18 protein-coding genes are annotated in these 17866 nt (G+C 66.6%); 12 read left to right on the top strand and 6 right to left on the bottom strand.

What is annotated here, in order from left to right:
- From ACTHJR_RS08120 to ACTHJR_RS08080, 9 genes are all read left to right on the top strand, one after another.
- On the top strand, positions 1-1407 hold the full coding sequence (locus ACTHJR_RS08120) for an FAD-binding oxidoreductase (RefSeq protein WP_440522624.1): 1407 nt from the start codon (positions 1-3) through the stop codon (positions 1405-1407).
- 33 nt (positions 1408-1440) lie between these two features.
- A complete protein-coding gene (locus ACTHJR_RS08115) occupies positions 1441-2385 on the top strand; it encodes an alpha/beta hydrolase (protein ID WP_440522623.1) in 945 nt (314 codons plus the stop codon).
- Positions 2385-3698, top strand: coding sequence for an MFS transporter (locus tag ACTHJR_RS08110; RefSeq protein ID WP_440522622.1), 1314 nt, complete (start codon positions 2385-2387; stop codon positions 3696-3698). The genes ACTHJR_RS08115 and ACTHJR_RS08110 overlap by 1 nt, the downstream gene beginning before the upstream one ends.
- A gap of 69 nt (positions 3699-3767) precedes the next feature.
- Positions 3768-4517 (top strand): helix-turn-helix domain-containing protein, encoded by a 750-nt coding sequence (locus tag ACTHJR_RS08105; protein ID WP_440522621.1) that lies wholly within the window; start codon positions 3768-3770, stop codon positions 4515-4517.
- Positions 4514-5236: a FadR/GntR family transcriptional regulator gene (locus tag ACTHJR_RS08100; protein ID WP_440522620.1), complete on the top strand. Its 723-nt coding sequence runs from the start codon at positions 4514-4516 to the stop codon at positions 5234-5236. Before ACTHJR_RS08105 ends, ACTHJR_RS08100 begins: the two co-directional genes overlap by 4 nt.
- 47 nt (positions 5237-5283) lie before the next feature.
- Positions 5284-5751 carry a hypothetical protein gene (locus ACTHJR_RS08095; protein ID WP_440522619.1) on the top strand — a complete coding sequence of 156 codons (468 nt, stop codon included), beginning with the start codon at positions 5284-5286 and terminating at the stop codon, positions 5749-5751.
- Positions 5752-5832: 81 nt separating this feature from the next.
- Complete coding sequence (locus ACTHJR_RS08090) at positions 5833-7041, top strand: efflux RND transporter periplasmic adaptor subunit (protein ID WP_440522618.1); 1209 nt, start codon at positions 5833-5835, stop codon at positions 7039-7041.
- A gap of 5 nt (positions 7042-7046) precedes the next feature.
- Complete coding sequence (locus tag ACTHJR_RS08085) at positions 7047-10226, top strand: efflux RND transporter permease subunit (protein WP_440522617.1); 3180 nt, start codon at positions 7047-7049, stop codon at positions 10224-10226.
- Positions 10223-11641, top strand: a complete 1419-nt coding sequence (locus ACTHJR_RS08080; protein WP_440522616.1) for an efflux transporter outer membrane subunit — start codon at positions 10223-10225, stop codon at positions 11639-11641. The genes ACTHJR_RS08085 and ACTHJR_RS08080 overlap by 4 nt, the downstream gene beginning before the upstream one ends.
- Before the next feature lie 6 nt (positions 11642-11647).
- Here the strand turns inward: ACTHJR_RS08080 and ACTHJR_RS08075 are convergent, their stop codons facing one another.
- Positions 11648-12304 carry an FABP family protein gene (locus tag ACTHJR_RS08075; protein WP_440522615.1) on the bottom strand — a complete coding sequence of 219 codons (657 nt, stop codon included), beginning with the start codon at positions 12302-12304 and terminating at the stop codon, positions 11648-11650.
- A 16-nt stretch (positions 12305-12320) separates the two neighbouring features.
- Entirely contained in the window at positions 12321-12785 is a 465-nt protein-coding gene (locus ACTHJR_RS08070) for a MarR family winged helix-turn-helix transcriptional regulator (RefSeq protein WP_440522614.1), read from the bottom strand.
- A 145-nt stretch (positions 12786-12930) separates the two neighbouring features.
- On the opposite strand from ACTHJR_RS08070, the gene ACTHJR_RS08065 reads away from it, so the two are divergent.
- Positions 12931-13953, top strand: coding sequence for an alpha/beta fold hydrolase (locus ACTHJR_RS08065; protein WP_440522613.1), 1023 nt, complete (start codon positions 12931-12933; stop codon positions 13951-13953).
- Between the two features lie 34 nt (positions 13954-13987).
- Entirely contained in the window at positions 13988-14818 is an 831-nt protein-coding gene (locus ACTHJR_RS08060) for an oxidoreductase (RefSeq protein WP_440522612.1), read from the top strand.
- A gap of 18 nt (positions 14819-14836) precedes the next feature.
- On the opposite strand, the gene ACTHJR_RS08055 is transcribed toward ACTHJR_RS08060, so the two are convergent.
- From ACTHJR_RS08055 to ACTHJR_RS08040, 4 genes are all read right to left on the bottom strand, one after another.
- Positions 14837-15409 (bottom strand): hypothetical protein, encoded by a 573-nt coding sequence (locus ACTHJR_RS08055; protein WP_440522611.1) that lies wholly within the window; start codon positions 15407-15409, stop codon positions 14837-14839.
- A complete protein-coding gene (locus ACTHJR_RS08050) occupies positions 15409-16023 on the bottom strand; it encodes a hypothetical protein (RefSeq protein WP_440522610.1) in 615 nt (204 codons plus the stop codon). Before ACTHJR_RS08050 ends, ACTHJR_RS08055 begins: the two co-directional genes overlap by 1 nt.
- Before the next feature lie 81 nt (positions 16024-16104).
- Positions 16105-16707 (bottom strand): NAD(P)H:quinone oxidoreductase, encoded by a 603-nt coding sequence (gene wrbA / locus ACTHJR_RS08045; protein ID WP_440522609.1) that lies wholly within the window; start codon positions 16705-16707, stop codon positions 16105-16107.
- Positions 16708-16805: 98 nt separating this feature from the next.
- Positions 16806-17540 (bottom strand): pirin family protein, encoded by a 735-nt coding sequence (locus ACTHJR_RS08040; RefSeq protein WP_440522608.1) that lies wholly within the window; start codon positions 17538-17540, stop codon positions 16806-16808.
- Between the two features lie 116 nt (positions 17541-17656).
- On the opposite strand from ACTHJR_RS08040, the gene ACTHJR_RS08035 reads away from it, so the two are divergent.
- On the top strand, positions 17657-17866 hold a 210-nt coding region (locus tag ACTHJR_RS08035), incomplete at its 3' end, for a LysR family transcriptional regulator (RefSeq protein ID WP_440522607.1).

The following is a 17866-nucleotide window of genomic DNA, read 5'->3' as shown; positions in this document are numbered from 1 at the left end:
ATGACGGCGATCGCCGAGATGGTCGACCGCGCCCCGGTCGACCCCGCGTTCATCGAGAGGCTGGAGGAGAGGTTCGGCGATCGGGCGAAGACCGGCGAAGCAGTGCGCCGGCAGCACGGGACGAGCGAAGCGCATTTCGATCCCGTGCTGCCCGATGCGGTGGTGTACGCCCGGTCCACGGGGGACGTGGTCGAACTGGTCCGGCTGTGCACCGCGGCCGGCGTCCCCATCGTGCCGTTCGGCGCGGGAACCTCGATCGAGGGCAATGCCCTGCCGATCCGCGGCGGGGTGAGCCTCGACCTGTCGGAGATGACCGAAATTCTTGCGGTCAATGCCGAGGACTTCGATTGCACCGTCCAGGCCGGGGTGCGGCGGGAGGAACTCAACGCCCATCTCCGCGACACCGGCCTGTTCTTTCCGATCGATCCCGGCGCCAACGCGACGATCGGCGGGATGGCGTCGACCCGCGCCAGCGGTACCAATGCGGTACGATACGGCACTATGCGCGAGGCGGTGCTGGCGCTGACCGTCGTCACGCCGCAGGGCGAAGTCATTCGGACCAGCCGCCGCGCGCGCAAATCGGCGGCGGGCTATGATCTCACGCGACTCTACGTCGGATCGGAAGGCACGTTGGGGATCATCACCGAGGTGTCGCTTCGCCTGCATCCGATCCCCGACACCATTTCCTCCGCGGTATGCGGGTTCGAGACGCTGCAGGGCGCGATCGATACCGTGGTGCAGTCGATCCAGATGAGCGTCCCGCTGGCGCGGGTCGAAATCCTGGACGACATGCAGATCCGGGCGGTCAATCTGTGGTCGAAGCTCGACCTGCCCGAAGTGACCACGTTGTTCTTCGAATTCCACGGCTCGGCCGCCGGCGTCGCCGAGCAGGTCGAGACGGTCGGCGCCCTCGCACGCGCCAACGGCGGCGGCGATTTTCAATGGTCGTCGACTCCCGAGGAGCGGTCGAAACTGTGGAAGGCGCGGCACGAAGCCTATTATGCCGCGGTCAATCTGCGCCCCGGCGCGATCGGCTGGGCGACCGACGTCTGTGTGCCGATCAGCCGACTGCCCGACTGCATCACCGAGACCAAGGCCGACCTTCAGCGAGCGAGCCTGCCGGCGACCATCCTGGGCCATGTCGGCGACGGCAATTTCCACGTCATCTTTTCGATCGATCCGAACAAGCCGGAGGAAATGGCCGAGGTCGAGGCGATCAACGCCCGGTTGGTCGAACGCGCGCTGGCGATGGACGGGACCTGCACCGGCGAACACGGCATCGGCATCGGCAAGCAGCAATGGCTGGTCGAGGAATTGGGTCAGGACACGATCGAGGTCATGCGGATGGTCAAGCGCGCGCTCGACCCGCAGGACCTGTTCAACCCCGGCAAGATTTTCGCATTGTGACCAGGCGCCATTCCGGCGGTTCGGAGAATGACGATGTCTGACACGATGCACCTGGTCGATCCTGCGCTCCGCCCGATGCTCGACATGTGGCCGACCGCGACGCTCGACGCCGAAGTCTTGGTCCAGTTGCGCAATCGCGACGTGTTGCTGCCGTTCGAGATCGACCGCGAAGGCACCACGCTCGACGTCCGCATGGTTCCGGGCCCGACCGGCGCACCCGACATCCAATTGCACATCTACCGGCCGGAAGGCACGGAAGGGCCCCTCCCCGCCATCTATCATATCCATGGCGGCGGCTATGTGATGGGCGCCGCCAAGACGCTCGAATTCGCGCACCGGCCGATGGCCAGGACGCTGGGCTGCGTGATCGTCTCGGTCGACTATCGACTGGCGCCCGAACATCCTTATCCGGCGGCGATCGAGGATTGCTATGCCGGATTGCGCTGGACGATCGCCAATGCCGCGGCGCTGGGCATCGACACCGCGCGGATCGGCGTGATGGGCGAAAGCGCGGGCGGCGGGCTCGCCGCGGCGCTGGCGTTGCTGGTGCGCGACCGCGGCGACTATAGCATCGCTTTCCAGCACCTGACCTATCCGATGATCGACGATCGCACCGTCGTCGCGACCGATCCCCACCCGCATACCGGCGAGTTCATCTGGACGCCCCATAACAACCGGTTCGGCTGGGCGGCCCTGCTCGGCGCGGAGCCCGGCGGCGCCGACGTCTCGCCTTATGCCGCGGCGTCGCGCGCGACCGACCTCTCCCGCTTGCCGCCCACCTACATCATGACCGGCTCGCTCGACCTCTTCCTCGAGGAGGACATCGAGTACGCCCGCCGGCTGCTTCGCGCCGGGGTGCCGACGGAGTTGCACGTGTATCCCGGCGGCTTTCACGGCTTCGACATCTTCCCGGCGGCCGAAATCGCCGCCGCCGCCCAGGCGGCGCGAATGGCGGCGCTCGAGCGAGCGCTCGCCTGATGGCATCGCTCGCCCCGCATGCCACAGCCACGCCGCCGTCCTTCGCCCGCGCGCTCGCGCCGTTGCTGCTGCTGGCGCTCGTCTGTGCGGTCGGCTTCACCGTGCTGGGCTCGTTCGGCGTGGTGCAGGAAGGAGCCAAGGCCGAACTCGGCCTGAGCGACGGCACGCTCGGCATGATCCAGGGGCTCGGCGCCGCGGTGCCGATGGTCCTCTTCTCGATCCCGATCGGCATTCTGGTCGATCGCTACAACCGCGTGCGGCTGACGGTCGTGCTGGGAATCGTCTGGACGCTCGGCACGCTGCTCACCGCCTTCGCACATAACGTGCCGGTGCTCGTCATCGCCCGGATGCTCGCCGGGATCGGATCGACCGGCGCCTTGACCTGCGCCCTGTCGCTCTGCGCCGATCTCTGCGTGCCCGAACAGCGCGGGCGGGCGCTGCTGATCGTAAATCTCGGCAAGGCGCTGGGCCAGGCGGCGGCGTTCGCGCTGTCGGGCTGGCTGTTCGGCCTGTACGTCCGGCACGCCGCACCGCCATGGCTCGGCACCACCTCGCCGTGGCGCAGCACGCATGTCGCGCTCGCGGTCCTGAGCGCGCTGCTGCTGCTTCCCCTGCTGGCAATGCGCGAGCCAGAGCGGCACGAAGTCGAATCGCGGCCCGACGCGCCGTTCCGCGTGATCGTCCATGAACTCTGGTCGCGCCGTGCATTTCTCGGCCCGCTGTTCGCCGGACAGGTCGCCGTCGTGATGGCCGACGTGGCGGCGGGCGTCTGGGTATCGCCGATCCTCTCGCGCAATTACGGGCTTCGGCCCGATCAATTCGGCGGCTGGGTCGGAGCCGTCGTGTTTCTGGCCGGGATCGCCGGCGCGATCGTCGGCGGCGCATCGGCCGACATCGGGCAGAAGAGCCGGATTCGCGGCGGCCTGCTGATCGGCGCGATGGTCGCCGCCGCTCTGGGCGTTCCCGCCGCGTTGTTTCCGATCATGCCGGGCGTCCTGTCGTTCGGCTGCGCGCTGTTCGTGCTGATCCTGTGCGGGTCGGTCACCGGCATCGTCGTCTCGGTCGCGCTCACCGTGTTCATTCCCAACGAGGTGCGCGGGCTGTGCATCGGCGCCTTCATCGCGCTCGCCGGATTGATCGGCTTCGGGCTCGCGCCCTGGCTGGTCACCGTCGTCAGCGGGCTGCTCGGCGGCGAGCGGTATCTCGCCATGGCGCTGACCATCGTCGGCGTAACCGTCAGCGCGCTTTCTTTCCTCGCCTTTCTGCTTGCCATGCGGCGCGCGCCGCTGTCGCCAACCGAGGAACCTGTCTGAAAGCTCTTGCAAAAGCTTTCAGACAGGTTATAAACCTATCCGAAAGGTGATGTCGGAGAGGTTTCGTCAATGCAGTTCAAGCAACGTGTCGACGTCTCGCCCGAGATGCTCTCGTTCGTCGGGAACGGCGCGGTGCCGGGTGCCGGCTGGCCGGCCGGATCGATCGGGATGAGCTTTCGGCTTGGCGATTCCGTGCTCGCCTTCCATGCCGCGCCGACCGCGGCGGCCATGATCGAGAGCGATCTCGCGTTCGTCGTCACCGCCGAAGCGTGCCGGCGGATTTTCGGCCTGGTGCCCGACGAGGATGCGCGCTGGCATCTGTCGAGCGATCTGCGCGCGATCGTCATCGCCATCGTCGATTGCCGATTGGCGGCCCCCGCCCGCGAAACCTTGCGACTGGCCAAGAGCATCGAACTGCTCTGTGCGGTGTTCGAGAAAATCGGCGACCACGCATTGGTCCCGACCGACGGCTGCGGCGAGCTCAACGAACTGGACGCGCGGCGGATCGTCGCCGCGCGGCGATTGATCGATGAACATTGGCACGAGAAACTGACGCTCGACGGGATTGCCCGCGCATGCGGAATCAATCGCGCCAAGCTGACCCGCGGTTTTCGCGCGATGTTCGACACCACCGTGGCCGACGCCATCGCCGACCTCAGGCTGGCCGGCGCCGGCGAGATGCTGCGCGCGACCGACCTGCCGGTGTCCTCGATCGGCTATCGCTGCGGTTATCTCAACAACGCCAGTTTCACTCGCGCCTTCTCGCGCCGCTACGGGGTTGCGCCGACTTTGTATCGCGCGCATCGTCTCGCGGCATGAGCGAGGGGGTTCGCGCCATTATCGAAGGTGGTTCGCTGGTCGACCGCGCGGTCCGCCGCGTGCGCGATCACATCCGCGAAAACGACCTGAAGGTCGGCGATACCTTGCCGGGCGAAGGGGCGTTCGCCGAGCAACTAGGTGTCAGCCGCGCCGTGATGCGCGAGGCGTTCTCGACGCTCGCCGCGCTGCGCCAGATCGATGTCGGCAACGGCCGCAAGGCGCGCGTCGCCGCGATCGACGGATCGGTGCTGTCGACGTCGCTCGAACATGCCGTCGCCACAGCGCAGGTCACCGTCGCCGAGATCTGGGACGTGCGCCGCACCCTGGAACTGCGCACCGCCGAGCTCGCCGCCCTGCGGCGCAGCGACCTGGAGGCGCGCGCGATCCTCGGCCATGCCGAGGCAATGGCGGCATCGAGCGGGGATTTCGACGCGCTGACCCGCAACGACATCGCGTTTCACCAGGCCATCGCCAAGGCGAGCGGTAACGTGCTGTTCTACAACATCATCCGCTCGTTCGAGGCGTTGATGAGCGTTGCGGTGCCGACCGCCTGGCATACGCGTACCACGCCCGAGCAGCGCGCCACCGTGCTGGAGCAGCACCGTCGTCTGGCCCAGGCGATCGCGAACAAGGACGCCACCGCCGCGCTCACCGAGATGAACACGCATTTCGACACGTCGATCAGCGACCTGTTTGCGCGCTATTCGGCGGCGATATAGTCCGCGGCCCACTCGCGTCCGTCCGGCGCGACTCGGAGGCTTCGCCCATGATGACCAGCTTGATCGTCGCCCTATTGCTCCAGGCGGCGCCCGCGGCTGCGCCGGTCTGCACCGCGCCCGTCGCGCCGCCGGCGGGACTCGAAGCCTGGGCGACGCCGTCGAGAATCTCCGGTGACGCGATCGAGCCGGGCAAGGCGACCGCTCTGACGTTGCGGGCGGTCGATGTCGCAAAGTTTGCGCTGCCGCCCGAGCGAGCACCCGCCACCGGGACTTTCGGCGGCGTCTATCGCGTCACCATCGCGCGCGCGGGAATCTATCGCGTGGCGCTGCAAGCCGGCGCCTGGATCGACCTGGTGCGCGATGGCAAGTCGTTGACTTCGGCCGCACATATGGAAGGTCCGGCCTGTTCGGGCATCCGCAAGATCGTCGATTTCGCGCTCGAGCCCGGCAGCTATACCTTGCAATTGTCGGGGGCGAAGGGCCGGCAAATGCGGGTGCTGATCGCAACAAAATAGATCGTTACGGGTTCGCGACTGATAAATTTTGCGACAATCCGGTGTTTGACACGCACCGAACAGGAACCCACTAGCCGCCCCATGCCTTTCCTCCCCGATCGTCGGGCGGCACGGTCCGCCCTTGCCGCAGCGTCGCTGAGCCTGCTCGTCCTGGCCGGATGCGGCGCGCGCGACGACGCCGCGAAGGGCGGCCGCCGCGGCCAGCAGGGTACGCCCGAAGTCGGTTATATCGAGATCAAGACCGCGACCGTCCCGCTCGTCACCGAACTCGCGGGGCGCACCAACGCCTACCAGATTTCCGAGGTCCGGCCGCAAGTGTCGGGGATCATCCGCAAGCGCTTCTTCACCGAAGGCTCGACGGTCAAGAAGGGCCAGCCGCTCTATCAGATCGACCCCAGCCTCTATCGGGCGGCGACCAACCAGGCGGCGGCGAACCTGTCGAGCGCCCAAGCCAGCGCCGAGGCCGCCAAGGTCAAGGCCGACCGCTACGCACCGCTCGCCAAGGAGCAAGCGGTGGCGGCGCAGGATTATACGGACGCGCTCGCCGCCTCGCGCCAGGCCAGCGCCGCGGTCGCACAGAACCGCGCGGCGCTGGACACGGCCAAGATCAACCTGCGTTTCACCACGGTGCCCGCGCCGATCACCGGCAAGATCGGGCGCTCGCTGTTCACCGAGGGCGCGCTGGTCACCAACAACCAGACCGACCCGCTCGCGGTCATCTCGACGCTCGACCCGATGTATGTCGACATCCAGCAGAGCTCGGCCGACTTGCTGCGGCTGCGGCGCGCATTGTCGGGCGGCGGCGCGGTGCCGACCAAGGCCGAGGTTCACCTGAAGCTCGAGGACGGCAGCGACTATGGCTATGTCGGCAGCGTCGAATTCTCCGAGGCGACGGTCGACACCACTACCGGCACGGTGACCTTGCGCGCGCGCTTCCCCACTCCGCAGGGATTGTTGCTGCCGGGCATGTTCGTCCGCGCCGAATTCGCCCAGGCGAGCGATCCGAACGCCTTCCTGATCCCGCAGACCGCCGTCGTTCGCGACCCCAAGGGCAACGCCCAGGTCTATATCGTCGGCCCGGGCAACAAGGCAGTCCTGCGAGATGTCGTCGCGACGCGCACGGTCGGAACCAATTGGGTGGTCACCTCAGGCCTGCAGGTCGGCGACAAGGTCATCACCGAAGGCATCGGCAAGGTGAAGGCCGACCAGCCGGTCAAGCCCGTCCCTGCCGGATCGCCGCAACGGATCGGGGCGCCACAAGGGGGTAAACGCACCGGCAAGGGCGGTTAAGGCCGATGTCGCGCATCTTCATCGACCGGCCGATTTTCGCCTGGGTCATCGCCATCATCATCATGCTGGTCGGGATCGGCAGCATCTTCTCGCTGCCGGTCGAACAATTTCCCGACGTGGCGCCGCCCCAGGTCAATATCCGCGCCAGCTATCCCGGCGCGTCCGCCTCGACGCTGGAAAACAGCGTCACCCAGGTCATCGAGCAACAGCTCACCGGCATCGACGGTCTGTTGTACTTCAGTTCCAACTCGTCGTCGCGCGGCCAGGTAACGATCAGCGCGACGTTCGAGAAGGGGACCAATCCGGACATCGCGCAGGTCCAGGTCCAGAACAAGGTTCAACAGGCGCTGAGCCGCTTGCCCCAGCAGGTCCAGCAACAGGGCCTGACGGTGACCAAGTCGAACCCCGACTTCCTGCTGATCGCCGCGATATACGATACCACCGACCAGAAGACGAACATCGACGTTTCGGACTATCTGGTGTCGAACCTGCAGGACGCGATCGGCCGCATCCCGGGTGTCGGCGACACCAATGTGTTCGGCGCGCAATACGGAATGCGCATCTGGCTCAATCCCGACAAGCTGCAGAGCTACAATCTGATGCCAGGGGACGTGGTCACCGCGATCACCGCGCAGAATGCCGAGGTCGCGGCCGGCGAGGTCGGCGGCGTGCCGAGTGCCGACACCCAGATGCTCAACGCCACCGTCACCGCGCAGTCCCGCCTGTCGACCCCGGCGCAATTCGCCAATATCGTCCTGAAGACCCAACCGGACGGCTCGACCGTCCATCTGTCCGATGTCGCGCGCATCGAGCTCGGGTCGGAAAGCTACGCGATCGTCAGCCGGGTCAACCGCCATCCGGGCGCCGGCATCGCGGTCAGCCTGGCGCCGGGCGCGGACGCGCTGACCACGGCCGAACTGGTCAAGAAGGAGATCGAAAACCAGTCGAAGAACTTCCCCCCCGGCTTCGCCTATGATTTCCCCAACGACTCGACCACCTTCATCAAGCTCTCGATCGACGACGTGGTGAAGACCCTGTTCGAGGCGATCGTGCTGGTCGTCATCGTCATGTTCGTGTTCCTCCAGAGCTGGCGCGCGACATTGATCCCGACGATCGCCGTGCCGGTCGTGCTGCTCGGGACGTTCGGCGTGTTCGCGGTGGCCGGCTTCTCGATCAATACGTTGACCCTGTTCGGCCTCGTCCTCGCCATCGGCTTGTTGGTCGACGACGCGATCGTCGTCGTCGAGAATGTCGAGCGCGTGATGGAGGAAAATCCGGGGATGTCCCCGCGTGACGCCACCGTCAAATCGATGGGCGAAATCCAGATCGCGTTGGTGGCGATCGCGCTGGTGCTGTCGGCGGTATTACTGCCGATGGCGTTCTTCGGCGGGTCGACCGGCGTCATCTATCGCCAATTCTCGCTCACCATCGTGTCGGCGATGGTGTTGTCCGTCGTGGTCGCATTGATCCTGACCCCGGCGCTGACCGCCACGCTGCTCAAGCGCAAGGAAGAGGAACGCCACGACAATTGGATCTATCGCCACACGGCAAAGGCGCGCGACTGGTTCAACACCAATTTCGAGCGGATGGTGATCTGGTACACCGGCACCGTCAGCCGCGTGGTCGACCGAAAGTGGCTGTTCCTGGCGATCTACGCTTGCGTGGTCGCGATCCTGGCGATCCTCTTCGTCAGGCTGCCGACGGGATTCCTGCCGACCGAGGATCAGGGTTTCGCCCAGGTCCAATTCAACCTGCCGGCGGGCGCTACGATCAATCGCACGGTAGCCGCCGAAAAGGCGGTCGAGGATTATTTCTTCAATACCGAAGGCAAGAACGTCGATTCGATGTTGGCGGTAGCGGGAACGTCGGGCGGCGGCGGCGGCGGGCAAAATGCCGGGCGCGGCTTCGTTTCGTTGAAGGACTGGAAATATCGCAAGGGCAGCGAGAACAGCGCCGACGCGATCACGCGCCGCGCGACCAAGGCGCTGGCCGGCCTGCGCGACGTCGAGTTCTACGCGACCGTACCGGCGGCGGTACGCGGGCTGGGTCAGTCTTCGGGCTTTACCGTCGAGTTGCAGAATACCGGCGGGCTTACCCGCGATCAGTTCAGGGCGGCGCGCGACCAGTTACTGGCCGAAGCGCGCGCTGACCCCGACCTGCAAGCGGTGCGGCCGAGCGACCTTCCCGATCAGCCGACGCTGAAAGTCGATGTCGATGCACAGAAACTCGCGGTACTGGGATTGAACCAGTCAGACGTCAACGCGACCTTGTCGACCGCCTGGGGCGGACGCTACGTCAACGACTTCAACGACCGCGGCCGCGTCAAGCGCGTCTATGTCCAGGGCGACGCGCCCTATCGCTCGGCGCCCGAGGACATGGCCAAATGGTATGTCCGCGGCTCGTCGGGCCAGATGGCGCCGTTCTCCTCGTTCGCGACGATCTCCTGGTCGACCGCGCCGACCTCGCTCAGCCGCTTCAACGGCATCTCGTCCTACGAGATTTCGGGCCAGTCGGCGCCCGGCAAGAGCTCGGGCGACGCGATGAAGAAGATCGAGCAGCTCGCGGCGCAGATCCCGGGCACGTCGATCTCTTGGAGCGGCGCGTCCTATCAGGAGCGCCTGTCGTCGGGCCAGGCGCCGATCCTCTACGGCCTGTCGCTGCTGGTCGTGTTCCTGTGCCTCGCCGCGCTCTACGAGAGCTGGACGATCCCGATCGCGGTGCTGCTGATCATCCCGCTCGGGCTGGTCGGGTCGGTGTTCGCGGTCACGCTGCGCGGCTTGCAGAACGACGTCTATCTGCAGATTGGCCTGCTGACGACGATGGGCCTGGCCGCCAAGAACGCCATCCTGATGATCGAGTTCGCCGAGCAGGCCGAGAAATCGGGCAAGCGCGTGATCGAGGCCGCGCTCGAAGCCGCGCGCATCCGTCTCCGGCCGATCCTGATGACCAGCTTCGCCTTCATCTTCGGCGTGCTGCCGCTGGCGATCGCGACGGGGGCCGGCGCCAACAGCCGCGTCGCGATCGGCACGGCGGTGATCGGCGGCATGCTGACCGCGACCATCCTGGCGGTGTTCTACATTCCATTGTTCTTCGTCCTGGTCCGCCGCACGACGCGCGACGCGCTGAAGCATCTGCATCACGAGCATCCGGCGCCGCCGCCGGCCGCACCGGAGGCCACGGCATGATCCGCAAGCTGACCGCGATGACCGCGCTGGCGAGCCTGACCGCCTGCTCGATGGCGCCGCCCTACGTCCGTCCCGCGGCCCCCGTGCCGCAAAGCTGGCCGGTCGGCGACGCCTATCTGCGCAACAGCGAAGCGGCGCTGCCGACGGTACGCTATCAGGACATCTTCCGCGATCCGCGGCTGCAGGCGCTGATCGGCCAAGCGCTGGCCAACAATCGCGACCTCCGGGTCGCCGCCGCCAATATCGCCGCCGCGCGCGGCCAGTTCCGCATCCAGCGCGCCGAATTGCTGCCCGAGGTCGACGCCAATGGCGGCGCGACCTTCCGCGGCGGCCAGGGCTCGACCGGGTCCAAATCGACGTTCGACGCCACGGTCGGGATCAATGCCTTCGAACTCGACCTGTTCGGGCGCATCCGGTCGGAGAGCGATGCAGCGCTCAATCGCTATTTCGCGACCGAGGCGGCGGCGCGCGCGACGCGGCTGACGATGATCGGCGACATCGCCGACGCCTGGCTCGACTATGCTTCGGACAAGAGCCTGCTCAAGATCGCGCAGGACACCGCGGCGAGCGCGCAGAAGAGCGTCGACCTGACCCAGAAGCGGTTGAACGGCGGGATCGCGCCGCGCACCGACTTGCGCCAGGCCCAACTCACGCTCGACACCGCCAAGGCCGACGTTGCGCAACAGACCACCGCGCTGGCGCAGGACGTCAATGCGCTGCAATTGCTGGTCGGCGCGCCGATCGATCCCGCCAATCTGCCCAATTCGATCGACGAGGCGGGCGCGACGCTGGCCGAGCTTCCCGCCGGGCTCGATTCGTCGATCTTGCTGCGGCGCCCCGATGTCGTCGAGGCCGAATACCAGCTGCGCGCGGCCAATGCCGAGATCGGCGCGGCGCGCGCGGCACTGTTCCCCAAGATCACGCTGACCGGGCTGGTCGGCTTCGTTAGCAACGCGCTGGGCGCGCTGTTCACCGGCGGCGGGTTCAATTGGCAGGCGGGCGCCGCGGCGAGCTATCCGATCTTCCGTGCCGGCGCCGGCAAGGCCAATGTCGACGTCACCAAGGCGCAGCGCGACGCCGCGGTCGCGACCTACGAAAAGACCATCCAGACCGCGTTCCGCGAAGTCGCCGACGCGCTGGCGCGACGCGGCACGATCACCGACCAGCTCGCCGCGACGCGCGACCAGCGCGATGCCGCGGCGGACAATTACAAACTCTCGGACCTGCGTTATCGCGGCGGCATCGATTCCTATCTCGACAGCCTGATCGCGCAGCGCTCGCTCTATTCGGCGGAACAGACGCTGATCAACACGCAGCTGACGCGCGCGACCAACCTGGTCACGCTCTATCGCGTGCTGGGCGGGGATTCGCTGGTCGACGCGACCAACCAGGGGCCGAAAGCGCCCGCCAACTAGCCCGCTTTACGCCTTGGCTTTCCGCGCCGCGAGGATCTGCATCCAGGGATTGGGCTTGGGATCGCTGATCCGCGTCAACGTGTTCTGGTCGCGATGCGCGAACGGCGCGGGTTGGCCATGCACCGCCAGCATCGTGTCGGTCACATAGCTCCACGATCCGTCGGGGTTGAACGTGATTTCGATACGATAATGGTCGGTGCGAAACGCATATTCGAGGAAGGCGGTCGAGCAGATTCCATATTGGGTCTGGCCGCGCTCGGCCTCGACCGCGATGGTATCGGCATCGGGTTTGGCATGGCCCGCCGCGAGCACGACCTGCCCCCGCGGGATCGCGACGGTCTGCATCACCAGCCCGGTGGCCGGCTCCCACAGCCAATAGCCGACCTGGTCGTGAAACGTGATGTCCTCTTCCGCCGTGGTGATGTGGATGTGATAGCGCAGGCCGTAGAAGAGCTGCGGGCCGTTTGCCTGCGGATCGATCGGCTGAAAATCGATCCGCTCGATGAACTCGCGACGTTCCGGGCCTTCAGCCTTGGGATTGAGGTCGACGCCCTTGCGCGCTTCCCAACCACCGGCCAGCCGCCGCAACGGCCCGAGATTGGCCAGCGTATCGGGATCGACATCGGTCGGCTCGGTGAAGATGTCCGCGGGAAAACCCGTCACGGCGAGTCCTTTCGGATCAGGAGTTGTCGGCAGCGCCGTCGATGCTGCCGATCAGATTGTCGCGCAACCGGGTAACGTCGCGTTGCAGCCGGCGGAAGTCGTCGGGCGACAGTCCCGAGGCCTTGACCAGGGTCCGTTGCGCCCCGGTTTCACGCAAGGCGCGCCCGGCCGGGGTCAAGGTGACGATGACTTGCCGCTCGTCGGCCGGGTCGCGCCGCCGCTCGACATAGCCCAGAGCCTCGAGCTTCTTGAGGATCGGGGTCAGCGTGTTCGATTCGAGGAACAGCCGCTCGCCCAGCGCGCCGACGGTCAGTCCGTCCTCCTGCCACAAGGCGACGATCGCGATCCATTGCGTATAGGTCACGCCGAGCGCGTCGAGGATCGGCTTGTAGGCGCGGCCGTAAGCGAGATTGGCCGAATAGACTGCGAAGCAGAGGAAGTCGGCCAGTTTCGGCATGGCTGGAACAAGGTCGTCCTTCACTTTCGTTCCTTCTCGGTAACCGGCGAGCCGAGCCGAATATATATCGTACGCGATTAAATCGGAAGGATTGACATAACCGCAAAACTCACATATAGATCGTACACGATCTAATCGTGTACGATTTTAATATGCGGAAGGAAAGCTCATGACCGCCCTGCTCACCGATCGCCGCAGTCTCCTCGGTTTCGCCGCTCTCGCCGGAGTTGCCAGCCAGGTGGCGCTGCCCCGGCTCGCTCGCGCGGGCGCCGCCTCTACTCCGGCAACGGCATGGCAAGGCCTCCAGCAAATCACCGCCGGCGATCTCAGCATCCAATATGCCGATGTCGGACCGAAGGGCGGCAAGCCGGTGATCCTGCTCCACGGCTGGCCTTACGACATCCACGCCTTCGTCGAGGTCTCGCCACTGCTCGCCCGCGCGGGCTATCGCGTGATCGTTCCGTTCCTGCGCGGTTACGGCGGCACCGTCTTCCGGTCGGCCGACACGCCGCGCAACGGCCAGCAAGCGGCGCTCGCGGTCGACGTGATCGCGCTGATGGATGCGCTCGAGATCCCGCGCGCATTGATCGGCGGGTTCGACTGGGGCGCCCGCACCGCCAATATCGTCGCGGCGTTGTGGCCGGAGCGCTGCCAGGCGATGGTCTCGGTCAGCGGCTATCTGATCGGCAGCCAGAACGCCAACGAAGCGCCGTTGTCGCCAGCCGCCGAGCTCGCCTGGTGGTACCAATTCTATTTCGCCACAGAGCGCGGCCGGCTCGGTTATGAGCGCAACCGGCACGATTTCGCCAAGCTGATCTGGCGCACCGCCTCGCCCAAATGGGAGTTCGGCGATGCCACTTTCGACCGCTCGGCCAAGGCGCTCGACAATCCGGATCATGTCGCCATCACGATCCACAACTACCGCTGGCGGCTCGATCTGGCGCAAGGCGAGAGCCGGCTCGATGATCTCGAGCGCCGGCTAGCCTCGGGACCGACGATCGCTGTCCCGACGATCACGATGGAAGGCGACGCCAATGGCGCACCGCATCCCGACCCCGCCGCTTATGCCGCTAAATTCACCGGTCGCTACGCGCATCGCCTGGTATCGGGCGGCATCGGGCACAATCTACCGCAGGAAGCACCCAAGGACTTCGCCGACGCCATCCTTCAGGCAGCGGCGCTGTCCGCCTGACCTCTCCCTCTCCCGAAATCCGAAAGGCGATGCCATGACCCGTAGCTGGCTGGTGACCGGCAGTTCCCGAGGCTTCGGCCGGGCCTTGTGCGAAGCGATCCTCGACGCGGGCGACAACCTGCTCGCCACCGCGCGAGATCCCGGCCAGCTCGCCGGGCTGGGCGACAGCCGCTCGGGCAGGCTACGCACCGCCGCGCTCGACGTCACCGACGAGGACCAGGCACGCGACGCGGTCGCGCTGGCGATCGCCGAGTTCGGCGCGCTCGACATTCTGGTCAACAACGCCGGCTATGGCGATATCGGCTCGGTCGAGGATACGTCGCTCGCCTCCTACCGCCACCAGATCGAGACCAATCTGTTCGGCACGATCATCATGACCAAGGCGGTCATCCCGCACATGCGCGAGCGTCGCCAAGGGCATATCGTCCAATTCTCCTCGGTAGGCGGGCGCCGCGGCGCGCCGGGACGCTCGGCCTATTCGGCGGCGAAATGGGGAATCGAGGGATTCTCCGAAGTGCTGGCGGGCGAGATGGCGCTGGTCGGCGTCCGCGTGACGATCGTCGAGCCTGGCGGCTTCCGCACCGACTTCGCCGGACCTTCAACCACGATCGAAACCGGCCGGCCCGACTATGACGCGGTGGTCGGCGCCGCGGCACGGATGCAGCGTGCCTATGACGGCAACCAGCCGGGCGATCCGCGCAAGGGGGCGCAGGCCGTGCTGGAGATCGTCAACGCCGACGCGCCGCCTCTGCGACTGCCGCTCGGCAAGGAGGCGGTCGCCGCGATCGAGGCGAGCGACCGCGCGCGACTGGACGAGCTGGAGCGGTGGCGGGAGCTCAGCTGTTCGACCGATTTCGCGGCCTGAACCGCTTCCGACCAGCGTCTAGCGAGCGGCGGGAAGGAACCCCGTCGCCTTGCGCGCCGAGCAGGCCGCCAGCGTCCGCTGGTCGCACACCTTCAACGACCGGGTGATGCGATCGATCAGCGCGGTGTCGCGCGGCGCGATCGGGTGTTTGAACGCTACCTGCACCATCATCAGATTGGCGTCGCCCTGGATGAGGACGGCGTCGAGATTCTCCGGCTTGCCGGTCTGGGGGTTGTTCGGACAACTCAGCCGGCCGCGCAGCGCGGGCTTGCCGTCGACCGTCCCGCGGATCAGCGTATCGGTCAGACCGGGACAGGCGCGATGCATGCTGCCGCGCCACGTCTGATAGAATCCGTCCAGACCGGGCCGCCGGGCCGCGTCGAAGAACATCTGGCTGGTGATCAGCGTCGTCCATGCCTCCACCGTTTCGGGCGGAACGACCATCTCGATCATCTGCTGCACGCCGTTGCGCGCACGATAGCCGATATCGAAGTCGTCGGGCACATCGATACGCAGCATCTCGGTGTCGGCTGTGGGCAGCGCGCCCGCCTGGCCGGCGGGCAATGCCGCGAGCAGGAGCGGCAGCAGCATCAATGTTCGAACCGGACCAGGCAGAGCCCGGGATAGGCACCTTGCCCTTGCCGCCATTGGCCGGTCCACTGGCCGTTGACCGCGGTGGCGGCTTCGGGACAGCGGCGGTCGGCGTCGCCCTGGCTGGCGATCGCGCCGCCCTCGACTCCCCGGAACGTTCCTGCGCCATTGCCCCCGGCAGCGCCGACGCCATAGCGTACCGGGCTGTTGTTCCAGAAGCCGCTGGAGGATTGGAAAGACGCCGGCGATGGCGGGGCGCTCGGTTTGACTGCCGCAACGGCACCGGCGGTAGCGCCGGTCACATCGTAAAGGTCGGCATAGGACCCGCCATTCTCGGCGTATCGGATCTTCTTGCGATAGAGGTCGATCTGGACCCGGACGTTGCGCGCGGGATCGAACAGGAAGACCGACCATTCGTCGCGCGCTTCCTCGACAAAACCGTTGGTCTGCTTGCCCGCCGCGTCGAACTCGCCCCAGGTCCTGGGGCCGGTCTGGCGGTAGGTGCCCTGGCCATAGGTCGCGGCGCGAACATTGGCACCGGTGGCGGGCACGTCCGCCGCGAGCGTCGGAGCGCCGGCGGCGATCGCGATCGCGGCAAGGATTAGCCTGAACATCGTCCGCCTCCTCTATGGCCGGGACACGACCATAAAGGAGGCGGCGCGATCAGCCTAGACCTGGATCCCTGCGACGGCTGTTCAGGCGGCGAGTTTGGCCGCGACTTCGGTGACGCGACGGCCCTGATAACGGGCACCGCCAAGATCGACCTCGCTCGGCTGGCGGCTGCCGTCGCCATCGGCGATCGTCGTCGCGCCATAAGGCGAGCTGCCGTGAACTTCCTTGACGCCTTGCTGGCCGGCATAGCCGTAATCGAGCCCGACGATCGTCAGCCCGAAATGCAGCAGGTTGGTGATGATCGAGAACAAGGTCACTTCCTGGCCGCCATGCTGGGTAGCGGTCGAGGTGAAGGCCGCGCCGACCTTGCCGTTGAGCGCGCCGCGCGCCCACAGGCCACCGGCCTGATCGAGAAACGAGGCCATCTGGCTCGACATGCGGCCGAACCGGGTCGGCGAGCCGACGATGATCGCGTCGTAATCGGCCAGCGCGTTGATGCCTTCGATCACGGGGTGCGAGATATCGGCCTTGAAGCCGGCGGCCTTGGCGACCTCGGCCGGTGCGGTTTCCGGGACGCGGCGGATGTCGACCTCGGCACCGGCCGAGCGCGCGCCCTCGGCGACTGCGTCGGCCATCTGCTCCATATGGCCGTAAGACGAATAATAAAGGACGAGTACCTTGGTCATGGGAGGCTCCTTCAGGGGGTAAAGGGAAACCCCCTCCCCGGGGGTCGTGGGAGGGGGCCGGCCGGCGCCGTGGGAGGACATGCGCCGGCTTCGGGGGATCAATCGGCGTCGACGAGGACGAGTTCCGAATCGGCGAGCGCCTTGATCTCGACAGTCTGGCCGCCGGAGATGGCGATGCCGTCGCGCGCCTCATAGCGTTCGCCAAGGATCTCGACCGCGCCGGTCGCCGGGACGAGATAGGCGTGACGCCCCTCGCCCACCGTATGGCTGATGCTCTCGCCGGCCCTGACGGTCGCGCCCATCACCCGGGCGTCGGCCCGAATCGGCAGCGCGCCGTCATCGTCAGCGAATCCGCTGGCGAGCGTCACGAACCGGCCCGAGCGGTCGTCCTTGGGGAACGGCTTGGCGCCCCAGGACGGCGAGCCGCCGGCGCGCTTGGGCTCGATCCAGATCTGGAACAAAGTCGTCGTCTCGGGCTCGAGATTATATTCGGCATGGCGCACGCCGGTCCCGGCGCTCATCACCTGGACGTCGCCCGCCGCGGTGCGGCCGACATTGCCCATCGAGTCCTGGTGCGTGATCGCGCCTTTGCGGACATAGGTGATGATCTCCATGTCGCGGTGCGGGTGCGGCGGGAAGCCCGAATTGGGGCCGATCTCATCGTCGTTCCACACCCGGATGGCACCCCAGCTCATGCGCTTGGGGTCGTAATAATCGGCGAAACTGAAATGAGGCCGGGCATTGAGCCAGCCGTGGTCGGCATGGCCCAGGCTGTCGAAGGGGCGCCGCTCGAGTTTGGGCTCGATGCGGGTAGCGGTGTTGGTGTCGGTCATGAAAACCTCCGTTCGTTGCCGCCAAGATAGGTATCAAAGAGGTCGCGTAAACGGAAACGCTTGACACCGATCGTTTCCGATACTAGGCTCCTCCCCGTTTCCGGGGAGGAACGTAAGTGAAGCTACCCGATTTCGAGGCTTGGGCGATTTTCGCGACCGTCGCCGAGCATCGCTCGTTCAGCGGCGCGGCCGAGACGCTCGGCGTATCCAAGGCGACCGTCTCCAAGGCGATCACGCGGCTCGAGCAATCGCTCGGCACCTCGCTGTTCCATCGCACCTCGCGGCGCCTGACCCTGACCCAGAGCGGCGAGACGCTGAGCGAACAC

Source organism: Sphingomonas sp. (assembly GCF_051962185.1).
Classification (GTDB): domain Bacteria; phylum Pseudomonadota; class Alphaproteobacteria; order Sphingomonadales; family Sphingomonadaceae; genus Sphingomonas.
The sequence above is the reverse complement of the archived record's forward strand: the minus strand, read 5'-3'. Positions and strand labels throughout refer to the sequence as shown.

Coding starts and splice junctions, on each gene's coding strand:
- ACTHJR_RS08120 (WP_440522624.1), top strand. CDS start 1: ATGACGGCGATCGCCGAGATGGTCGACCGCGCCCCGGTCGACCCCGCG.
- ACTHJR_RS08115 (WP_440522623.1), top strand. CDS start 1,441: ATGTCTGACACGATGCACCTGGTCGATCCTGCGCTCCGCCCGATGCTC.
- ACTHJR_RS08110 (WP_440522622.1), top strand. CDS start 2,385: ATGGCATCGCTCGCCCCGCATGCCACAGCCACGCCGCCGTCCTTCGCC.
- ACTHJR_RS08105 (WP_440522621.1), top strand. CDS start 3,768: ATGCAGTTCAAGCAACGTGTCGACGTCTCGCCCGAGATGCTCTCGTTC.
- ACTHJR_RS08100 (WP_440522620.1), top strand. CDS start 4,514: ATGAGCGAGGGGGTTCGCGCCATTATCGAAGGTGGTTCGCTGGTCGAC.
- ACTHJR_RS08095 (WP_440522619.1), top strand. CDS start 5,284: ATGATGACCAGCTTGATCGTCGCCCTATTGCTCCAGGCGGCGCCCGCG.
- ACTHJR_RS08090 (WP_440522618.1), top strand. CDS start 5,833: ATGCCTTTCCTCCCCGATCGTCGGGCGGCACGGTCCGCCCTTGCCGCA.
- ACTHJR_RS08085 (WP_440522617.1), top strand. CDS start 7,047: ATGTCGCGCATCTTCATCGACCGGCCGATTTTCGCCTGGGTCATCGCC.
- ACTHJR_RS08080 (WP_440522616.1), top strand. CDS start 10,223: ATGATCCGCAAGCTGACCGCGATGACCGCGCTGGCGAGCCTGACCGCC.
- ACTHJR_RS08065 (WP_440522613.1), top strand. CDS start 12,931: ATGACCGCCCTGCTCACCGATCGCCGCAGTCTCCTCGGTTTCGCCGCT.
- ACTHJR_RS08060 (WP_440522612.1), top strand. CDS start 13,988: ATGACCCGTAGCTGGCTGGTGACCGGCAGTTCCCGAGGCTTCGGCCGG.
- ACTHJR_RS08055 (WP_440522611.1), bottom strand. CDS start 15,409: ATGCTGCTGCCGCTCCTGCTCGCGGCATTGCCCGCCGGCCAGGCGGGC.
- ACTHJR_RS08050 (WP_440522610.1), bottom strand. CDS start 16,023: ATGTTCAGGCTAATCCTTGCCGCGATCGCGATCGCCGCCGGCGCTCCG.
- wrbA (WP_440522609.1), bottom strand. CDS start 16,707: ATGACCAAGGTACTCGTCCTTTATTATTCGTCTTACGGCCATATGGAG.
- ACTHJR_RS08040 (WP_440522608.1), bottom strand. CDS start 17,540: ATGACCGACACCAACACCGCTACCCGCATCGAGCCCAAACTCGAGCGG.